General features: G+C 71.3%; 17 protein-coding genes. 7 read left to right on the top strand and 10 right to left on the bottom strand.

Annotated features, from left to right (window positions below):
- Window positions 1-97: 97 nt before the first annotated feature.
- Complete coding sequence (locus tag AMK18_RS08040) at window positions 98-661, bottom strand: DUF308 domain-containing protein (protein WP_073862235.1); 564 nt, start codon at window positions 659-661, stop codon at window positions 98-100.
- A gap of 41 nt (window positions 662-702) precedes the next feature.
- Window positions 703-2,310, bottom strand: a complete 1,608-nt coding sequence (locus AMK18_RS08035; RefSeq protein WP_073862234.1) for a tannase/feruloyl esterase family alpha/beta hydrolase — start codon at window positions 2,308-2,310, stop codon at window positions 703-705.
- Window positions 2,311-2,912: 602 nt separating this feature from the next.
- On the opposite strand from AMK18_RS08035, the gene AMK18_RS08030 reads away from it, so the two are divergent.
- Window positions 2,913-3,476 carry a CGNR zinc finger domain-containing protein gene (locus AMK18_RS08030; RefSeq protein ID WP_073862321.1) on the top strand — a complete coding sequence of 188 codons (564 nt, stop codon included), beginning with the start codon at window positions 2,913-2,915 and terminating at the stop codon, window positions 3,474-3,476.
- 45 nt (window positions 3,477-3,521) lie between these two features.
- Here AMK18_RS08030 and AMK18_RS35155 read toward each other — a convergent pair whose 3' ends face one another.
- Window positions 3,522-4,055: a hypothetical protein gene (locus AMK18_RS35155; protein ID WP_241836491.1), complete on the bottom strand. Its 534-nt coding sequence runs from the start codon at window positions 4,053-4,055 to the stop codon at window positions 3,522-3,524.
- A gap of 88 nt (window positions 4,056-4,143) precedes the next feature.
- Window positions 4,144-4,335 (bottom strand): hypothetical protein, encoded by a 192-nt coding sequence (locus AMK18_RS08020; RefSeq protein WP_073862233.1) that lies wholly within the window; start codon window positions 4,333-4,335, stop codon window positions 4,144-4,146.
- 463 nt (window positions 4,336-4,798) lie between these two features.
- Between AMK18_RS08020 and AMK18_RS08015 the strand changes: the two genes are divergently transcribed.
- Window positions 4,799-5,875, top strand: coding sequence for an alpha/beta fold hydrolase (locus AMK18_RS08015; RefSeq protein ID WP_073862232.1), 1,077 nt, complete (start codon window positions 4,799-4,801; stop codon window positions 5,873-5,875).
- A gap of 117 nt (window positions 5,876-5,992) precedes the next feature.
- Entirely contained in the window at window positions 5,993-6,202 is a 210-nt protein-coding gene (locus tag AMK18_RS08010; RefSeq protein ID WP_073862231.1) for a hypothetical protein, read from the top strand.
- Between the two features lie 45 nt (window positions 6,203-6,247).
- Here AMK18_RS08010 and AMK18_RS08005 read toward each other — a convergent pair whose 3' ends face one another.
- The 3 genes from AMK18_RS08005 to AMK18_RS07995 form a co-directional block, all read right to left on the bottom strand.
- Window positions 6,248-7,165 carry a TIGR03619 family F420-dependent LLM class oxidoreductase gene (locus tag AMK18_RS08005; protein WP_073862230.1) on the bottom strand — a complete coding sequence of 306 codons (918 nt, stop codon included), beginning with the start codon at window positions 7,163-7,165 and terminating at the stop codon, window positions 6,248-6,250.
- A 10-nt stretch (window positions 7,166-7,175) separates the two neighbouring features.
- A complete protein-coding gene (locus tag AMK18_RS08000; RefSeq protein WP_073862229.1) occupies window positions 7,176-7,394 on the bottom strand; it encodes a hypothetical protein in 219 nt (72 codons plus the stop codon).
- A gap of 174 nt (window positions 7,395-7,568) precedes the next feature.
- Window positions 7,569-8,405 carry a prephenate dehydratase gene (locus AMK18_RS07995; protein ID WP_073862228.1) on the bottom strand — a complete coding sequence of 279 codons (837 nt, stop codon included), beginning with the start codon at window positions 8,403-8,405 and terminating at the stop codon, window positions 7,569-7,571.
- Between the two features lie 297 nt (window positions 8,406-8,702).
- Here AMK18_RS07995 and AMK18_RS07990 point away from each other — a divergent pair, with 297 nt between their 5' ends.
- Window positions 8,703-8,909, top strand: coding sequence for a hypothetical protein (locus tag AMK18_RS07990; RefSeq protein ID WP_073862227.1), 207 nt, complete (start codon window positions 8,703-8,705; stop codon window positions 8,907-8,909).
- On the opposite strand, the gene AMK18_RS07985 is transcribed toward AMK18_RS07990, so the two are convergent.
- Together AMK18_RS07985 and AMK18_RS07980 are read right to left on the bottom strand one after the other, a co-directional pair.
- On the bottom strand, window positions 8,894-9,751 hold the full coding sequence (locus AMK18_RS07985; RefSeq protein WP_073862226.1) for an aldo/keto reductase: 858 nt from the start codon (window positions 9,749-9,751) through the stop codon (window positions 8,894-8,896). The two genes, AMK18_RS07990 and AMK18_RS07985, sit on opposite strands and share 16 nt — an antisense overlap.
- Window positions 9,748-10,182 carry a cupin domain-containing protein gene (locus AMK18_RS07980; RefSeq protein WP_073862225.1) on the bottom strand — a complete coding sequence of 145 codons (435 nt, stop codon included), beginning with the start codon at window positions 10,180-10,182 and terminating at the stop codon, window positions 9,748-9,750. Before AMK18_RS07980 ends, AMK18_RS07985 begins: the two co-directional genes overlap by 4 nt.
- A gap of 206 nt (window positions 10,183-10,388) precedes the next feature.
- On the opposite strand from AMK18_RS07980, the gene AMK18_RS07975 reads away from it, so the two are divergent.
- The 3 genes from AMK18_RS07975 (at window position 10,389) to AMK18_RS07965 (ending at window position 13,126) form a co-directional block, all read left to right on the top strand.
- Window positions 10,389-11,273, top strand: coding sequence for a helix-turn-helix transcriptional regulator (locus AMK18_RS07975; protein WP_073862224.1), 885 nt, complete (start codon window positions 10,389-10,391; stop codon window positions 11,271-11,273).
- Between the two features lie 65 nt (window positions 11,274-11,338).
- Window positions 11,339-12,052, top strand: coding sequence for a peptidylprolyl isomerase (locus tag AMK18_RS07970; protein WP_241836490.1), 714 nt, complete (start codon window positions 11,339-11,341; stop codon window positions 12,050-12,052).
- Between the two features lie 87 nt (window positions 12,053-12,139).
- On the top strand, window positions 12,140-13,126 hold the full coding sequence (locus tag AMK18_RS07965) for an aldo/keto reductase (RefSeq protein WP_073862222.1): 987 nt from the start codon (window positions 12,140-12,142) through the stop codon (window positions 13,124-13,126).
- 12 nt (window positions 13,127-13,138) lie between these two features.
- Here the strand turns inward: AMK18_RS07965 and AMK18_RS07960 are convergent, their stop codons facing one another.
- A complete protein-coding gene (locus tag AMK18_RS07960; RefSeq protein ID WP_073862320.1) occupies window positions 13,139-14,971 on the bottom strand; it encodes a N,N-dimethylformamidase beta subunit family domain-containing protein in 1,833 nt (610 codons plus the stop codon).
- Window positions 14,972-15,033: the final 62 nt, after the last annotated feature.

Genomic DNA, 15,033 nt, shown 5'->3' with positions numbered 1-15,033 from the left:
GAGATGGCCGCACTCGACTGGGACGGGTTCCTGCGCGGGACGTACTGGGCGGGCCGGACGGGCGCGGGCCAGGGCGGTGCCTCGGGTGCGGGATCCGTCAGGCGGTGCGGGTGCGCATCTGCCGGGACTTCCATCCCAGCAGCAGGGCCTGGAGGATGAACCACACCCCGCCGCCGGTGGCGTACACCGACAGCACGTCCAGCGAGGGGTCTGCGCCCGCGGCCTGGATGTTGTAGAGGATGCCGACGACGAAGGAGAGTCCACCCGAGATCAGGGTCGGCCACTGCTTGCCCAGTTCGGGGCCGCGCCGCCGTACCCCGACGATCACCTGGGTGGTGCCGGAGACGACGGCCCAGGCTCCGAACACATGGAGCACCGGCTGTACTCCGCCGGCCCCGGCGATGCCGAGCGCGGCGGCGGCGAGCGTGCTGAGCACTCCGTTGAACGCGGTCACCCCGCGCTCGGGGCCCTCGGGTGTGGAGCGGTGGTCGATCAGGGAGGACACCGCGTCGATCAGCGGGTAGACGACGAGCAGGGTGAGGGCCACCGCGTCGACGTCGTCATGGGCTCGGGCGAACGCCAGGGCCCATGCCACGGCGAGGACGCCGCGGCCCAGGTACAGCCTCAGCAGGGCGGAACGTCCCTCTGTCTGCGTGCTCATGATGGTCCGGCCTTTCTCGGGTCGGTGGCTCGTGGGACCGGTCAGTGCCGGGACGGGACGGCACACCGGAAGTCGGTGGCGGCGTGGCCCTGGTGGCGGGGCACCTCGGGGTAGCGGCACAGGTTGCGCTCGACCGGCTTGCCGTCGGCGTCGATCAGGGTGGCGGGCAGCGTCTTCGGGGCCTTGCCGTGCTCGACCCAGGTGGTCAGCGCGGCAAGGCCGTCGGCCGAACCGTCCTGGCCGTTGAGGCCGCAGTGGCTGGTGCCCGGGGCGAGGAAGACGCGGTAGAAGGTGTCGACCGCTGCGGAGCCGCCCAGTTGCCGCTCGACCTGTTCGCGGTACTGGACCGTGCCCCGGGTCGGGATGAACTGGTCGTCCTGGCCGTGCCAGGTCAACAGCTTGCCGCCGGACCTGCGGAAGCCGGACAGGTCCGGGTCGTCCGTGCCGATGACCTTGTCGTACTCGGCCTGGGACTGCTTGAACAGGCGGGTGAACTCGCTGTAGGTGATCCGGGAGACGTCGTACGACGGGTCCTTCTTCAGCCAGTGGGTGACCCAGAACTGGGGAACCTGGAAGGGATCGCCCACGACCGTGCCGTCCGGGGTGGTAGTGATGCCCGCCAGGCCCTTGAGGTCGGCCGTGACGGGGACGCCCGACCACAGTTTCTTGCCGGTGGTGGTGCGCGGGCCGTCCCAGATCCTGCGGACGACGGATGCGTCGGCGGCGGTGATGGTCAGCTCCCTGCCCTCGCACACGACCTTGGTTCCGATGAGGCGGCGCGGGTCGAAGTCGCAGCGGGACGGGTCGTTGACCAGTCCGTCCTTGGCACCGTCCTCCTTGTCGCAGGCCTTGACGGCGGCGTCGGTGAAGGCGTCCAGCTCGCAGCCGGTGGGGTAGGTCTTCTCGTTGTTCATGACGACCTGCGGCCACAGGGTGGCGACCTCGAACTCGTCCCAGTTGACCGCGGGCGCGTCGGCGAGGATGCCGTCGTAGTCGTCGGGGTAGCGCTGCGCCTCCGCGTAGCCCTGGCGGCCGCCGGTGGAGCAGCCGGTGAAGTAGGAGTACGCGGCGCGCTCGGCGTAGACCGAGGCGATGACCTGTTTGCCGACCACGGCCGCCTCGTGCTGGGAGCGGTAGGAGAAGTTCTTCAGCGGCGTGGTGTTGACCGTGCCGTCGCTCTTCAGCGCCCAGCTCACGTCGAGGGCGTCGCCGACGCCGGCGTCCGTGGTGGTCGCCGCGTAGCCGCTCTTGACGGCGTTGCCCATGCCGACGCCGTTGTCCCCGGCGAGGTAGGCACTGCCGCCCAGTGCCTGGAAGCGGCCGTTCCAGCCCTTCTCCGGCAGCCACGTCGAGATCGTGGCGTGGTCGCCCTCCCCCGGGTGGGTGAGGGTGACGGTCACCTTGCAGAAGGCGGGGACGCCGGTGGCCTCGCCACCGAGGAGGCCGGTGCCCTTGATGGTTCCGCCCGCGTCACGGACCGCCGTCACGGACTCCACCTCTGTGCCGGCGGGGGCCTTGACCGGCGCCTGGACGCAGTGGAGCGGCGTGGCCGAGGTGGGCGTCCGGGTCTCGGCGGATGCGGCCGGCAGGTAGACCGCCGCGGCCAGGGGCACGCCGGCCGCGATGGCGGTCAGAAGTCGTCGTTTCATGGGTGTCCGTCCAGGAAGTAGGGGCGTACGGGGCCGCGCGTCGGCACAGGTGTGCGGCGGGAATACAGAGCCGGCGGCGGGAGCTGAGTGCTCACCGCGCGGTGAAGACTGATCAGGACAGTATCACCGGTTAGAGCGGTGACGGAAGGAGGCGTGGTCGAATGAACCGCTCTTCCCACCTTCGATCACTGGAGGGTTCGTCACCCGACAGTGGGGTGACTGATTGATCCGGCCGCGCCTATGAGGGCGCGTCAGGCCATCCGACAGGGTCAGCGGCACAACTCTCCGGCTTCACGGTCCCGCTCCTGCCGTCGTCGTGGCCGTCGGGCCGCCCCACTGGGCCGGGCGGGGTCGTGGCCGCCGGTCGCGACCGGCGATGGATCGGGCGCGGGATCCAGCCGGGCCCGGGGCGTCACCGGGAACGGGGCGGAGCGCCGGCCCGGCTCCGGCTACGCGCCGCGGGCGCATCCGAGTGCCGTACGTCGCCCACAGCCGGGGTACCGTACGCGGACGCGCGGACCGGGCGACGCCTGACCAGGAGAACCGGTCCGGACGGGGACGAGTTCTTGCACCTCAGCAAGGTCACCTGTCAGAATGGTGACGTGAATCTTAACCACGTCTTCGTCTGCGGACATCCGGCGCTCGACTTCGCGGCCACCCTCCGGGCCCGGCGCTCGACGCGCTTCGAGATGTTCGTGACCCCGGACCGGCTCAACGCCTGGTACCTGGAGTCCGGGCTCGTGGACACGATCACTCCCGGCGACGAGGACGATGTCCGGGCGGCGGTCACCGTACGTGAGGCCTCCTACCGGCTGATCACCGACCGCCGCCTCGGCGAGGAGTTCGACCGCGAGGCGCTTGCCGTGCTCAACAGGGCCGCGCGCGAGCTTCCCGTGACGCCCCAGCTCACCCCGGCGGGCCGGCACACCGACGCGACGCCCGCCCAGGCCCTGGCCACCGTCGCCCGGCAGACGGTCGAGCTGCTCAGCGGACCGGATATGCCCCTGCTGAAGGAGTGCGGCAACCCCGAGTGCACACGGGTCTACATCGACCGGTCCCGGGGCATGCGGCGGCAGTGGTGCGGCATGGAGTCCTGCGGCAACAAGTACAAGGCCGCCGCCTACCGGGCCCGCAAGAAGACCGCGACGGCGGGTACCGCGAGCTGACGGGTCGCGGGCGTGGGTAGGGGGCATCCGGCTCCCGCCCGTCCCTCAGAAGTACAGGGCCCGGTGACTGCGGTGGGCGAAGGTGTCGCCCGCGCTGAGGACGGTCACGATGTCCTCGCGGTAGCGCCCCGGTACTCCGTCTCCTGCTCGTGCCGCAGGATGACAGCGACGGCCGCCGCCCGGAGCACTGGGTGTCTCATCAGGGGACCAGCAGCCGCTGTGGCGGGGGCAGTAGCAGCACAGCAGTGGAGATGAGGAGCCGACTGGGCGGCGGGCCGCCGCCCAGCCCCACCGCGACGCGCAGTGCGTCCCGATGGCCGGAGTCCAGCAAGGGCAGAGGAGCTGGTTGAGGCCGGAGTAGCCGATGTCCGTCTCGAACTGCGCGCCGCTCGCCCGCAGCACGCACACCCCCTCCCGTCCCAGTTCCGCCGCCAGCGCGTCGAGGAGGGCTGAATTGCCCGCCCCCGCCTCGCCGAACAACTGGAGGGCCGCGTCGGCGGTGCCGGTCATACGGGACCGCAGGGCCGCCATGTCGTACGACCGTCCGATCAGCCGGGACGAGAGGCACGGGTAGTTCATCAGGGGTGTTGTCTCCCGGAATGTGCCGGGGGACGGCTGTGGCCCGCGCGGCGGCCGCCGCGCGGGGCGAAGCTACCGGACGGTGCCGCTAAAGACCCAGGTCGAGGGCGACGCACGAGTAGAACTTCCACGAGTTCTCGGGAGTGTAGGAGTCACCCGCGCCACCCGGCGTGGCTTCCACCTCCGCCGTCATGTCCTCGCGGCGGATCCGCTCGGGGAGCTTGCCGAAGCGCATCTGCCTCATCACCGCGTCGGCGTCCATGGCGAGTTCCTTGTTCACGGCACTGCCCCACTTCTTCGGTCGTGGATCGCGTACTGAGTCGTCGCCCCAGGCGACTGATGCCAGCATGCACCACCGTTCGTCACCTGTCAAACAGGTGACGAACGGTGGTGGGGTATCTGCCGTACGCATCCATGACCGCAGATCACGCCACCCCGCCGGACTCCGGGAACGCGGGCGCGGATTGGCCGATGCCGTCGGCCGTCTCGTTTGGATCGCCCGTGCGGCGGCGACTTCGCCTCCCGCATCCGCTCGTGCCGTCATCTGGCTGATGTGTCCGCAGCCCCCCGCGGCCAGAGTGGGCATCGACCTCGCCACGCCTGCGTCGTCACCTGCTGGACAGGTGACGCCTCCTTGTGCGAGGGTCACCGTGCCCCCGCGGCCCAGTACTCCCGTACGGCAGGTGTGAACGGCGCCGCAGGCATGAGCCGGACACGTATGAACCCATGACGGAAGGTCTGACATGATCAACAGGCGCACTTTCAGCAAGGCCGTCGGCCTGGGCACCGGCGCGACCGCGGTCTCGCTGTCGGGCCTGGGAACCGACGCGTCGGCCTCCACCGCGCCGCACGCACGGCCGGGCGGCGGCTCGCAGGCTCCCACCGTCCCGGCCATCACGCCGGGCACCCACACGTCCCTCGGCGAGATCAAGCAGGTCAAGGCCGGTGTCCTGAACGTCGGTTACGCCGAGGCCGGCCCCTCCCACGGCCCGGTGGTCATGCTGCTGCACGGCTGGCCGTACGACATCCACAGCTACGTCGACGTCGCCCCGCTCCTCGCCGACCTGGGCTACCGCGTGATCGTCCCGTACCTGCGCGGACACGGCAGCACCACCTTCCTGTCCCACCACACCCCGCGCACGGCCGAGCAGTCCGCCATCGCGCTGGACGTCATCTCCCTGATGGACGCCCTGAAGATCGAGAAGGCCGTGCTGGCCGGCTTCGACTGGGGCTCGCGCACCGCCGACATCATCGCCGCCCTGTGGCCGGAGCGGGTCACGTCCCTGGTCTCCACCAGCGGCTACCTCATCACCGACTGCAAGATGCAGGTTGCGCCCGCCGACCCGGCCGTCGAGCGCACGTGGTGGTACCAGTGGTACTTCGCCACTCCCCGGGGCAAGGCGGCCATGGAGGACGAGAAGAGCCGTCTCGCGCTGTGCCGCTACGTGTGGACGCTGGTCTCCCCCAACTGGGCCTTCGACGACGCCACTTACGACCGCACGGCGGAGGCGTTCAAGAACCCGGACTACGCGGCCATCGTGCTCTTCAACTACCGCTGGCGCATCGGCCTGGTCGACACGGACCACCGGTACGCGCGCCACGAGAAGCTGCTCGCCGCTCAGCCGTCCATCCACGTGCCCACGGTCACCCTCGACGCCGCCCTCGACCCCTTCACCCCGCCGCCCGGCGACGGTTCCCTCTACCGGTACCACTTCACCGGTCCCTACGCGCACCGCACGATCGCGGACATCGGCCACAACCTGCCGCAGGAGGCGCCAACCGCCTTCGCCCAGGCCGTGGTCGACGCCGACCACCTCTGAGCCCCCACCCGCGGCCCCGTCCGCTGACACCGGTCCCCCGCACTCCGTCCGCGTACCGCCCCCCGAGAAGGGTTCGTACGCGGACGGAGTACGTCATGCCCACGCGTCCCGGCCGACGTGACGCGGCGGGCCGCCCGGACGCCGCTGCTGATCGTCGTCGACGGCCTGCCGTGGCTGGACCGGGCGACCAACGCCGTGCTCGGCTCCGACGCCCGGCGGCTCGTCGGCAGCAGGATCGGATGCCTCGCCGCCTCCCGCGAGGGTGCCGACAGCTTCTTCGAGTCCGGCGGCCTGACCGAGCACTCGATGGAGGCCGGAACGGGCTGACGGAAGCCAGCCGTACGACGCGTCTCCCCGCTCACGCCGCAGTGGTCAGCCCCGGCGGACGCCCTCGATGAAGCGGCCGGCCAGGTCGACCCGTTCGTCCAGGGTGGCCGAGGTCTGGCCGAAGTCCAGGAACAGCTCGTGGACGCCCGCCTCCGCTGCGGAGCGGGCGTAGTCGATGTACTGGCCGAGCGTGCCGGCCCGCGGCATGCGCTCGGCGTCGGTCGTCGTTTCGGTCAGCTTCGGATTGACGCGGAGCGCCATCCGCAGGGTGGACGGATCACGGTCCGCCCCTGCCGCCTCCTTCAGGATCACGTCCCACATGCCGAGGAGTTGCGGGAGCGGCATCGCCACGGGCAGCCAGCCGTCGAGCCGTCGGCCGATGCGCCGCAGCCCGCTGGGGGTGAACGCCGCGAGCAGCACGGGCGGTGCGGGCTGCTGGGACGGCTTGAGCCCCACCACCGTCTCCGGGATCGTGAACAGCTCGCCCTCGTGGGAGAAGACGTCGTTGGCCCAGTAGTCCCGGAGGATCTGCAGCGTCTCGTCGAGCCGGGCACCGCGTCCCTTCCAGGGCACGGAGACCGCTGTGTACTCGTCGGGCATCCAGCCCAGGCCGAGGCCCACGACCAGGCGCCCCCGGCTGAGCCGGTCGAGGGTGGTCAGCGAGCGGGCCAGCATGATCGGCGGCTGCCACAGTCCGTTGAGCGTGCTGGTGCCCAGCTGGACGCGGGTCGTGTGGGACGCGGCGAACGTCAGGGCGACCAGCGGGTCCATGTGGTTCTCGTAGGCCCGCGGCATCTGCCCGTCGCCGCTCGGGTAGGGCGCTACGGGGGCGAGCGGGGCGAGCACGCGGTCGCCCGTCCACAGTGAGTCGTACCCCATCTCCTCCGCAGTGCGGCACACCCGCAGGATGCCGTCCGGGTGGGCGTCGGGGCCGAAGGTCGGCAGCGCCAGGCCGAGTTTCACGGGTGTCTCCTCATATGGGGTTCCGGTCCGGGGCCCTGCCCGTCGGCGGAGTACCGAGCAGGTCCGCCACGGCGGCGACCGTGCGGGCGGGGTCCACGGCGTGGACGGTAGCGAAGCCCAGCTCCGTTGGGGGGGGGATGGCGACCTTCACCCCCGCCCGGCGCGCGGCGGCAGCGGCGGCTGCGATCACCAGGGGCTCCGGGCGCAGATCGGCGAAGATCCGGCCCATCAGGTTCTCCGGCTCGATGCCGAGGAGTCGGCCGGCCGCCTCGTTCCACTGGATCTGGGTGAGCGCGCCGCGTTCCAGTTCCTCGGTGGCCCGGATCCCCTCCGGGTTCAGGTGAGGCCGGTGAGCAGCGCCCCTCGGCGAGTCCCGCGCGCTTCGCGGATGGCGCGTCCCCCGTCAGTCCTTCAACCGGTGCGGATGAGCCGGGTAGACGCCCAGGACGCGCACCTCGGAGGAGAAGAACCGTAGTTCCTCCAGGGCGAGGGCGACCCGCTGCTCGTCGGGGTGGCCCTCGGCCTCGACGTAGAAGCGGCTGGCGTTGAGCCCCGCGCCGATCTGATAGCTCTCGATCTTGGTGAGGTTCACTCCGCCGGTGGCGAACCCGCCGAGTGCCTTGTAGAGCGCGCTCGGGATGTTGCGCACGCTGAAGAAGAGGCTCGTCATGGTCGGCTGTCCCGGGTCCGGGGCGGGAGCGGGACTGCGGGAGAGGACCACGAATCGCGTGGTGTTCTCCGGGTCGTCCTCGACGCCGGCGCGCAGGACGTCGAGGCCGTGCAGTCCGGCCGCGGCGGGCGGTGCGAGGGCCGCGTGCCGCGGGTCGCCCAGTTCGGCCACCTCACGCGCCGCTCCGGCGGTGTCGTCGCAGACCAGGGTCCGCCAGTCGCCCTCCCGCAGCAGCTTGCGGCACTGTCCCAGGGCGTGCACGTGGCTGCGGACGCACTCGACCTGGTCCAGGGTGGCGCCGGGGACACCCATCAGGTCGAAACGGATGGCGAGGAAGTACTCGCCGACGATGAACAGCCCGGACTCCGGCAGCAGGTGGTGCACGTCGGCGACGCGTCCGGCCGCGGAGTTGTCCACCGGGATCACGGCAAGGTCGGCGTCGCCGAGGGCCACGGCGTCCAGGGCCTGCTCGAAGCCGGTGCACGGGTGTCCCGAGGCGTCCGGGTACAGGGCGCGTGCGGCGGTCGCCGAGTTGGAGCCGGGTTCACCCTGATATGCGACGGTCGTCACCGCGTTCAGCCTTCCTGAGGGACATCCTGTCGGGGCGGCGGAAGCTCTGTTGCGTACCGTGCCCGTTGAAGTATCCGTGAACTCGCCTCCCTCACGCTCACCCGGGGGTGCCTGCGGCTCTGCGGCCGTCTGCCGGCCCGTGGTCGTGGGCCGCCGGCTGACGGGCGTCGGTCGGACTCGTGATCGTCCTGCGTTCCGACGTCCCGTCGGGCTTCGACACCGCCGCGCTGCCGGAACTGCCGGTCACCACGCTGCCGCCGTACCTGCGCCCACCGGCCCGCCCGCACCGCCGGTGAGGTGTTCGGCTTCACCGGGATCCCGCTCCCCCAGCGCCTGCAGAAGATGTACGGCACCCGCATCGGGTCGTTGGGCGCCGACATCCGCACGGAGCTGCTGCGCATCAAGCGGGGTGCCGCCCTCGCGGCCATGGCCTGGCTGACCCGCGCCACCCCGGACGTGGTGCGTGGCGGCCCGGCCCGGGTGTGGTCCTACTTGCCGCTGTAGACGGGGAAGGCGGCGTGCTCGCCGTAGTCGCGCTCGTCGAGGGTGCGCAGGGTGGCCATGTCGTCCTCGGAGATTTCGAAGTCGGCGTCGGCGTTGGAGCGCATGTGCTCGGGGTTCGCGGTCTTCGGCAGCGGCTGGGTGCCCAGTTGCAGGGTGTAGCGGATGCAGAGCTGCGGGACGCTCACCTCGTATTTCTCGGCGATCGTCTTGATCCGGCGGCTGTCGAGGAGCGTGCCGTGGGCGATCGGCGAGTACGCCTGTACGAGGATGTTGCGCTCCTCGCAGAAGGCCAGCAGCTCGTCCGGGGTGTTCCCGGCGTGCAGGAGCACCTGGTCCACCTGCGGTGCCACCGTTCCGTGGGCGAGGATGTTCTCCAGGTCGGACGGGAGGAAGTTCGACACTCCGATGGCGCGGATCTTCCCTGCCTTGTGGGCGTCCTCCAGTGCGCGCCACGCCTGGCGGTTGCCCTCGGCGTAGTCGCCGCCGCGGAAGTCGTCCCATGGCTGGGGTGCGTGGATCAGCATCAGGTCGATGTAGCCGATGTCCAGCTTGGCCAGCGACTCGTCGATCGCGGCGGCCGCCGTGTCGTGGTCCTTGATCTCGGCGGCCAGCTTCGTGGATACGAACAGGTCCTCGCGCGCCGCGCCGGAGGTGCGGATGCCTTCTCCGACGCCGCGTTCGTTGCCGTACGCCTGTGCGGTGTCGATGTTGCGGTAGCCGATCTCGACTGCGGCGCGGACGGCGGCGGCTGCCTGGTCGTCGTCGATGAACCACGTGCCCAGGCCGAGCTTGGGGATTTCGACGCCGTTGGAAAGGGTGTAGGTCTCGTTCAGGATGCTCATGCGTTCTCTCCGTTCTTGGGCAGCCGGCCGTACACCTCGTCGGTGACCGGCTCCAGCCATTCGTTGCTGACGTCGTCTCCCGGCGTGATGAGGGCGAGGTGGGAGAACCACGCGTCGGCCTTCGCGCCGTGCCAGTGCTTCGTGCCCGCCGGGACGCGGATCACGGTGCCGGGGGTCATGCTGACCGGGTCCTGGCCCTCGGCCTGGTACCAGCCGCTGCCGGCCGTGCACAGCAGGATCTGGTCCCCTCCGCCACCGCTGCCGTGGTGGATGTGCCAGTTGTTGCGGCAGCCCGGCTCGAAGGACACGTTGCTGACCGGGACGCTCCCGCCGGTCAGAGGGGCGAGGTAGCTCTGCCCCACGAAGTTCTCGGCGTAGGCGTCATTGGTGTCCCCGAGCGGGAAGATCTGATCGAAGTCATGGTCGGCCATGTCGGGTGTCTCCTTGATCGTTGTGATTGCCGACGGTCGTGTGCCCCGTCTGCGTGGCCGTCGGTGTCGTCCGAGCGAGGTCTGCCGCCCCGGGAAAGCACCACGTCATCCAGGTAACCCGCTCTTCGCGCGGGGAGCGAGACACCATCAAGGGGTGTACTGCCAGTACATCCCTTTGGACGCGTGCGGGACGTACCGTCGAAGGCGTGGACAACCGAGCAGAGGTCCGCGAGTTCCTGACCTCGCGGCGAGCCAAGATCACTCCCGAGCAGGCCGGCCTGCCCGCCGGGAGCCGCCGACGGGTACCGGGCCTGCGTCGCAGCGAGGTCGCCGCGCTCGCCGACGTCAGCGTGGAGTACTACGCCAAACTGGAGCGCGGCAACCTCGCCGGTGTCTCCCCGGCCGTCCTCGAAGCCGTCGCACGCGCCCTCCGGCTCGACGACGCCGAGCGGGCCCACCTGCTGAACCTGGCACAGGCCGCCGACGGCTCCGACGCCCTCACCCGCCCCCGCCGCCGCGCCACGCAGTGGAAGGCGCACCGCAGCCTGCAGTGGGTCCTGGACGCCATCACGGCCGGCCCGGCCTTCGTCCGCAACGGCCGTATGGACCTGCTGGCCACCAACCAGCTCGCCCGTGCCTTCTACGACGACGTCTACGCCACCGCCGACAACCAGGCCAACCTGGCCCGGTTCCAGTTCCTCGACCCCGCCTCACGCCGCTTCTTCCCCGACTGGGATCAGGCCGCCGACGTCGCCGTGGCCATCCTGCGCACCGAAGCCGGCCGCAACCCCCACGACAAGGACCTCCACGACCTCGTCGGCGAGCTGTCCACCCGCAGCGACGACTTCCGCACCCGCTGGGGCGCCCACAACGTCCGCCACCACGGCACCGGCACCAAGCGATTCCACCACCACACTGTCGGCGGTCTCACCCTCGCCTACGAAGGCCTGGAGATGGCCGCCGCACCCGGGCTCACCCTCACCGTCTACACCGCCGAACCCGGCTCGCCCCACGAAGAGGGACTCCGCCTCCTCGCCTCCTGGGCCGCCACTCAGAATCTCGGCTCGCCTGCGGAGCGGAGCGCCGACTGACTAGACTGCGACCGCTCCGAAATCTGACGGTCTTTTGGAGGGTGTGCAGGATGAACCGAGGTCTCATGACCGCGTTGGCGGCACTGACGTTGGTCGTGTCCGGTGGTGGCGTCACCGCCTCCGCTTCCGAAGCCCCGCCGCGGACCACGCACGGGCCTTGCCAGTACTCCCAGACACCGGACGACCCGGCGGCGCGGCCGGTTCCCCTGCCGCCCGACCCGCGGCACACCCCCAGTCGCGGAACGGTCGATATGACTGTCCCGACGAGCCAGGGGCCGCTTCCCCTGCGTCTGGACCGGGCAAAGGCGCCCTGCACCGTCCAGAGCTTCATGCATCTGGCGCGGCACCGGTTCTACGACCGTACGGTGTGCCATCGGCTGACGGCGTATCCGACGCTGAAGGTCCTGCAGTGCGGCGACCCGACCGGCACCGGCGAGGGTGGGCCGGGGTACGCGTACAAGGACGAGCTGCCGGTCGATCTGCCGCCGGCGCCGACTGATCCGACCGGCGCCCGTCGCGTTTACGGCCGTGGCCTGCTGGCGATGGCCAATGCCGGGCCGAACACGAACGGTTCGCAGTTCTTCGTCGTCTACGGTGACTCCGCACTGCGCCCGGACTACACGGTGTTCGGCACGGTCGGCGCGGCCGGCCTGAAGACGCTCGACAAGATCGCTGCCGGCGGAATCGAGCCGACCGCCGAGGACCCGGCGCCGGTCGACGGCACGCCCGTGCTGAGGACCGAACTGCGCACCGTCCGGCCTTCCTGCTGGCCCTGGTGAACCTGTCTCGGCGCCCCTTGACTTCGAGAGCACTCCAGGAGGCAGACTCGCCGCCGAAGCCCCAGGCACTCTTCGGAAGGCACCCGTATGCGCTACCGCACCATCGGTCAGAATCCGGACACCCGCCGCGAGGTGAGTGTTCTGAGCCTCGGTGCCATGCGGTTCGGCACCACCACCGACGAGGCGACCTCGTACGCGATCCTCGACCGGTACGTCGAAGCCGGCGGTACCTTCATCGACACCGCCAACAACTACGCGTTCTGGGTCAACGGCACCCAGGGCGGTGAGAGCGAGCAGCTTCTGGGGCGCTGGCGGCGCAGCCGGGGCGTGGGCGACGGAATCACGATCGCCACCAAGCTCGGCGGCCGCCCCGATCACCCCACCTCGACCTTCACGAAGGACGTCGAGAGCCTCACGGCGAAGACGATCCGCGAGTCGGCCGAGCGCAGCCGGGACAACCTCGGCACGGACAAGCTGGACCTCCTGTACGCGCACATCGAGGATCCCCGCGTTCCCCTGCAGGAGACGGTGGAGGGTTTCGCCGCCGTCGTCGCCGACGGCACGGTGGGCCTGCTGGGTGCGAGCAACCACCGTGTCTGGCGCCTGGAGCGCGCCCGGGCCCTCGCGACGGGCGCGGGTCTGCCCGGCTACGAGGTGCTGCAGTACCACCACAGCTACCTCCGCCACCGCACCGACGAGCCCACGCTCCGCTCCCCCGACGGCGACCTGGGGGTCGTCTCCGGCGACCACCTCAGTTACCTCCGTGAGGACCCGTCCCTCTGCCTGGTCGCGTACTCCCCGCTGCTCAACGGCAGCTACGGCCGTACGGACAAGCCCCTGGACCCCGGTTACCGGAACGCGGGCACGGCTGCCCGGCTCACCGCGCTGGCCGAGGTCGCGGCGGAGACGGGAGCCACGCGGAACCAGGTCGTCCTGGCCTGGCTGATGGGGGGCCAGATCCCGGTCATCCCCCTGGTGGGCGCGTCCTCGGTGGCTCAGCTGGAGGAGAGCCTGGCGGCGGTGGACCTCGACCTCACACAGGACCAGCGGGCGAAACTGGACGCCGCGCATTAGGCCCTGTCCGGGTCATGAGCGGCGCGGCGGTCCATGGCTGACGAGGAGGCCGTCCCGCGTCGCCGCCAGCAGTCGTCCCGCGTACGAGGCGAGCGCGCTGCTGGCCGGGAAGGGGCCCGCCGGTTCGAAGGGGGTTTTTGTGACGACGGGCGGGCGGGTCAGCAACCCGTCCGGGCCGGTGGCGTGGAGACGCGCGTTGAGTACGGTCAGCGCGACCGCCCCGCTCGCGGGTCCCAGCACCGTCCACGGCGCGTCCGGGTACGGCGCGGGTCGCCCGTACAGGGTGTCGTCGTGCGGGGTCACCGCGAACAGCGTGTTGTCGCACATCGCCAGCGCCGTCGTGCCGGCGGGAACCTCGCCCACCGGGGTCCAGGGCGCCGGCCCGGGCACCGGATCGCGTACGAGCAGCCGGTCGTCGGCGTCCACGGCGAGCAGGGCCAGCGGCATGGGGTGGCATGCCTCGCGCGGGGCGGCCAGGCACCGGATCCGCGGTGCGGGCCCCGGGGCCGGAGGGCAGGCGGCCCATGGCAGGTTCTGGTCGGACGGCTCACGGTGGAGCAGGGTCTCGCCGTCCTCGGCGACGGCGAAGAGCCGGCCTTCGCAGGCGGCGAGCGCGCGCAGCCCCGGTGCCTGCCCCACGGTGTGCCAGGCGGGCTGCGGAGCCGTACCGCCGAGACGGTCCAGCACGTTGCGGGTGATCCGGTCCACCACCGGATCGGTCAGCGCCCGGCCCCAGTTGATGGTGGCGGCGTTGAAGACCGTACCGGCGCCCAGCCGGAAGACGCCCATGGTGGCCCAGCCGCCCTGCCCGTACGTACGCCAGTGGCGCAGGTCGGCGGTGGCGAGCACGGCGAACGAGCGCGGGGTGCCGTCCCGGCCCGTGGCGCGGGGCACCCCGGCCGACCAGTCGAGTTCGGCGGCGTCCGTCTCGTACCCGAGGGCGCCCCGGGCGAAGCTGTCCCCGTCGCGGAGGCCGGTCCCTTCGAAGACCCAGTGGCCGGCGAACCGGACCGTGTAGGACTCGCGGCCGATGAGGCCCATGCCCGCGCCCCAGGAGCCGGCGCCGTTGCGGAAGCTGACGCCGGTCATCGCGTTCTCGGGGCGGTCGACGGGCGAGCTGGACCACTCGACGGTCGTGAGGCGGGGGTCGGGGACGGGGTCGGACGCGGCGTCGCGATGGCAGACCATCGTGCGGCCACCGTCCTCCAGGCGCATCTGCCACCAGGCCGTGTTGCCGGCGAAGAAGGCGAGGTTGCCGCCCCTGCGGGCGAAGCTCTCGACGCTGTCGCGCATCCCGGCCGACCAGTACTCGTCGTGTCCGTTGACGACCAGCAGCCGGTAGTGGGAGAGGAGTTCGCCGCCGTCGTCCAGATCGAGACCGGAACAGAACTCGACCGGATAGCCGGCCCCGGGCAGCCAGCGCAGCAACGGCTCCTCCCAGCGCTCGGGCGGCGGGCCCCCTCCCGGGTCGGTGAAGGACACCCGGGCGGCGCGGCCCGGTTCCTCGGCGTAGTAGAGGCTGCGGCCGGGCTGCCCCGCGCGGTGGTAGGCGCGCCAGGTGGCGAAGGGGATGGAGACGAGTACGGACGAGGTGGCCCCGGGCCGGGCCGCGCGCACGACGAACCACACCTCGTGTTCGGCGTCCCGTTCCGGCTCCGGCGTCTGCGGACGGGCGTCGTGGAACCGGGCCACGTAGAGCGAACTGGGCCAGTCGTGCGGGATGTCGAGGGTCCACTCGGTGCCGTGCACGGACGCGCGGGCCACCGGGCGCCCGGTCACGGCGTCGGAGACGATGACGTGGCCGGTGAGCGGGGTGCCCTCGCCGGAGGTCACCGCGAAGCGCATGGACCCGCCCTGCACGCAGGACGTCGTCCCGGCACGGGCCAGGGGTCTCGGGACCGGGCGGG

It is taken from the genome of Streptomyces sp. CB01249, from assembly GCF_001905735.1.
Lineage (GTDB): Bacteria > Actinomycetota > Actinomycetes > Streptomycetales > Streptomycetaceae > Streptomyces.
Note: the sequence above shows the minus strand (reverse complement) of the source record. Positions and strands in the feature narration are given on the sequence as shown.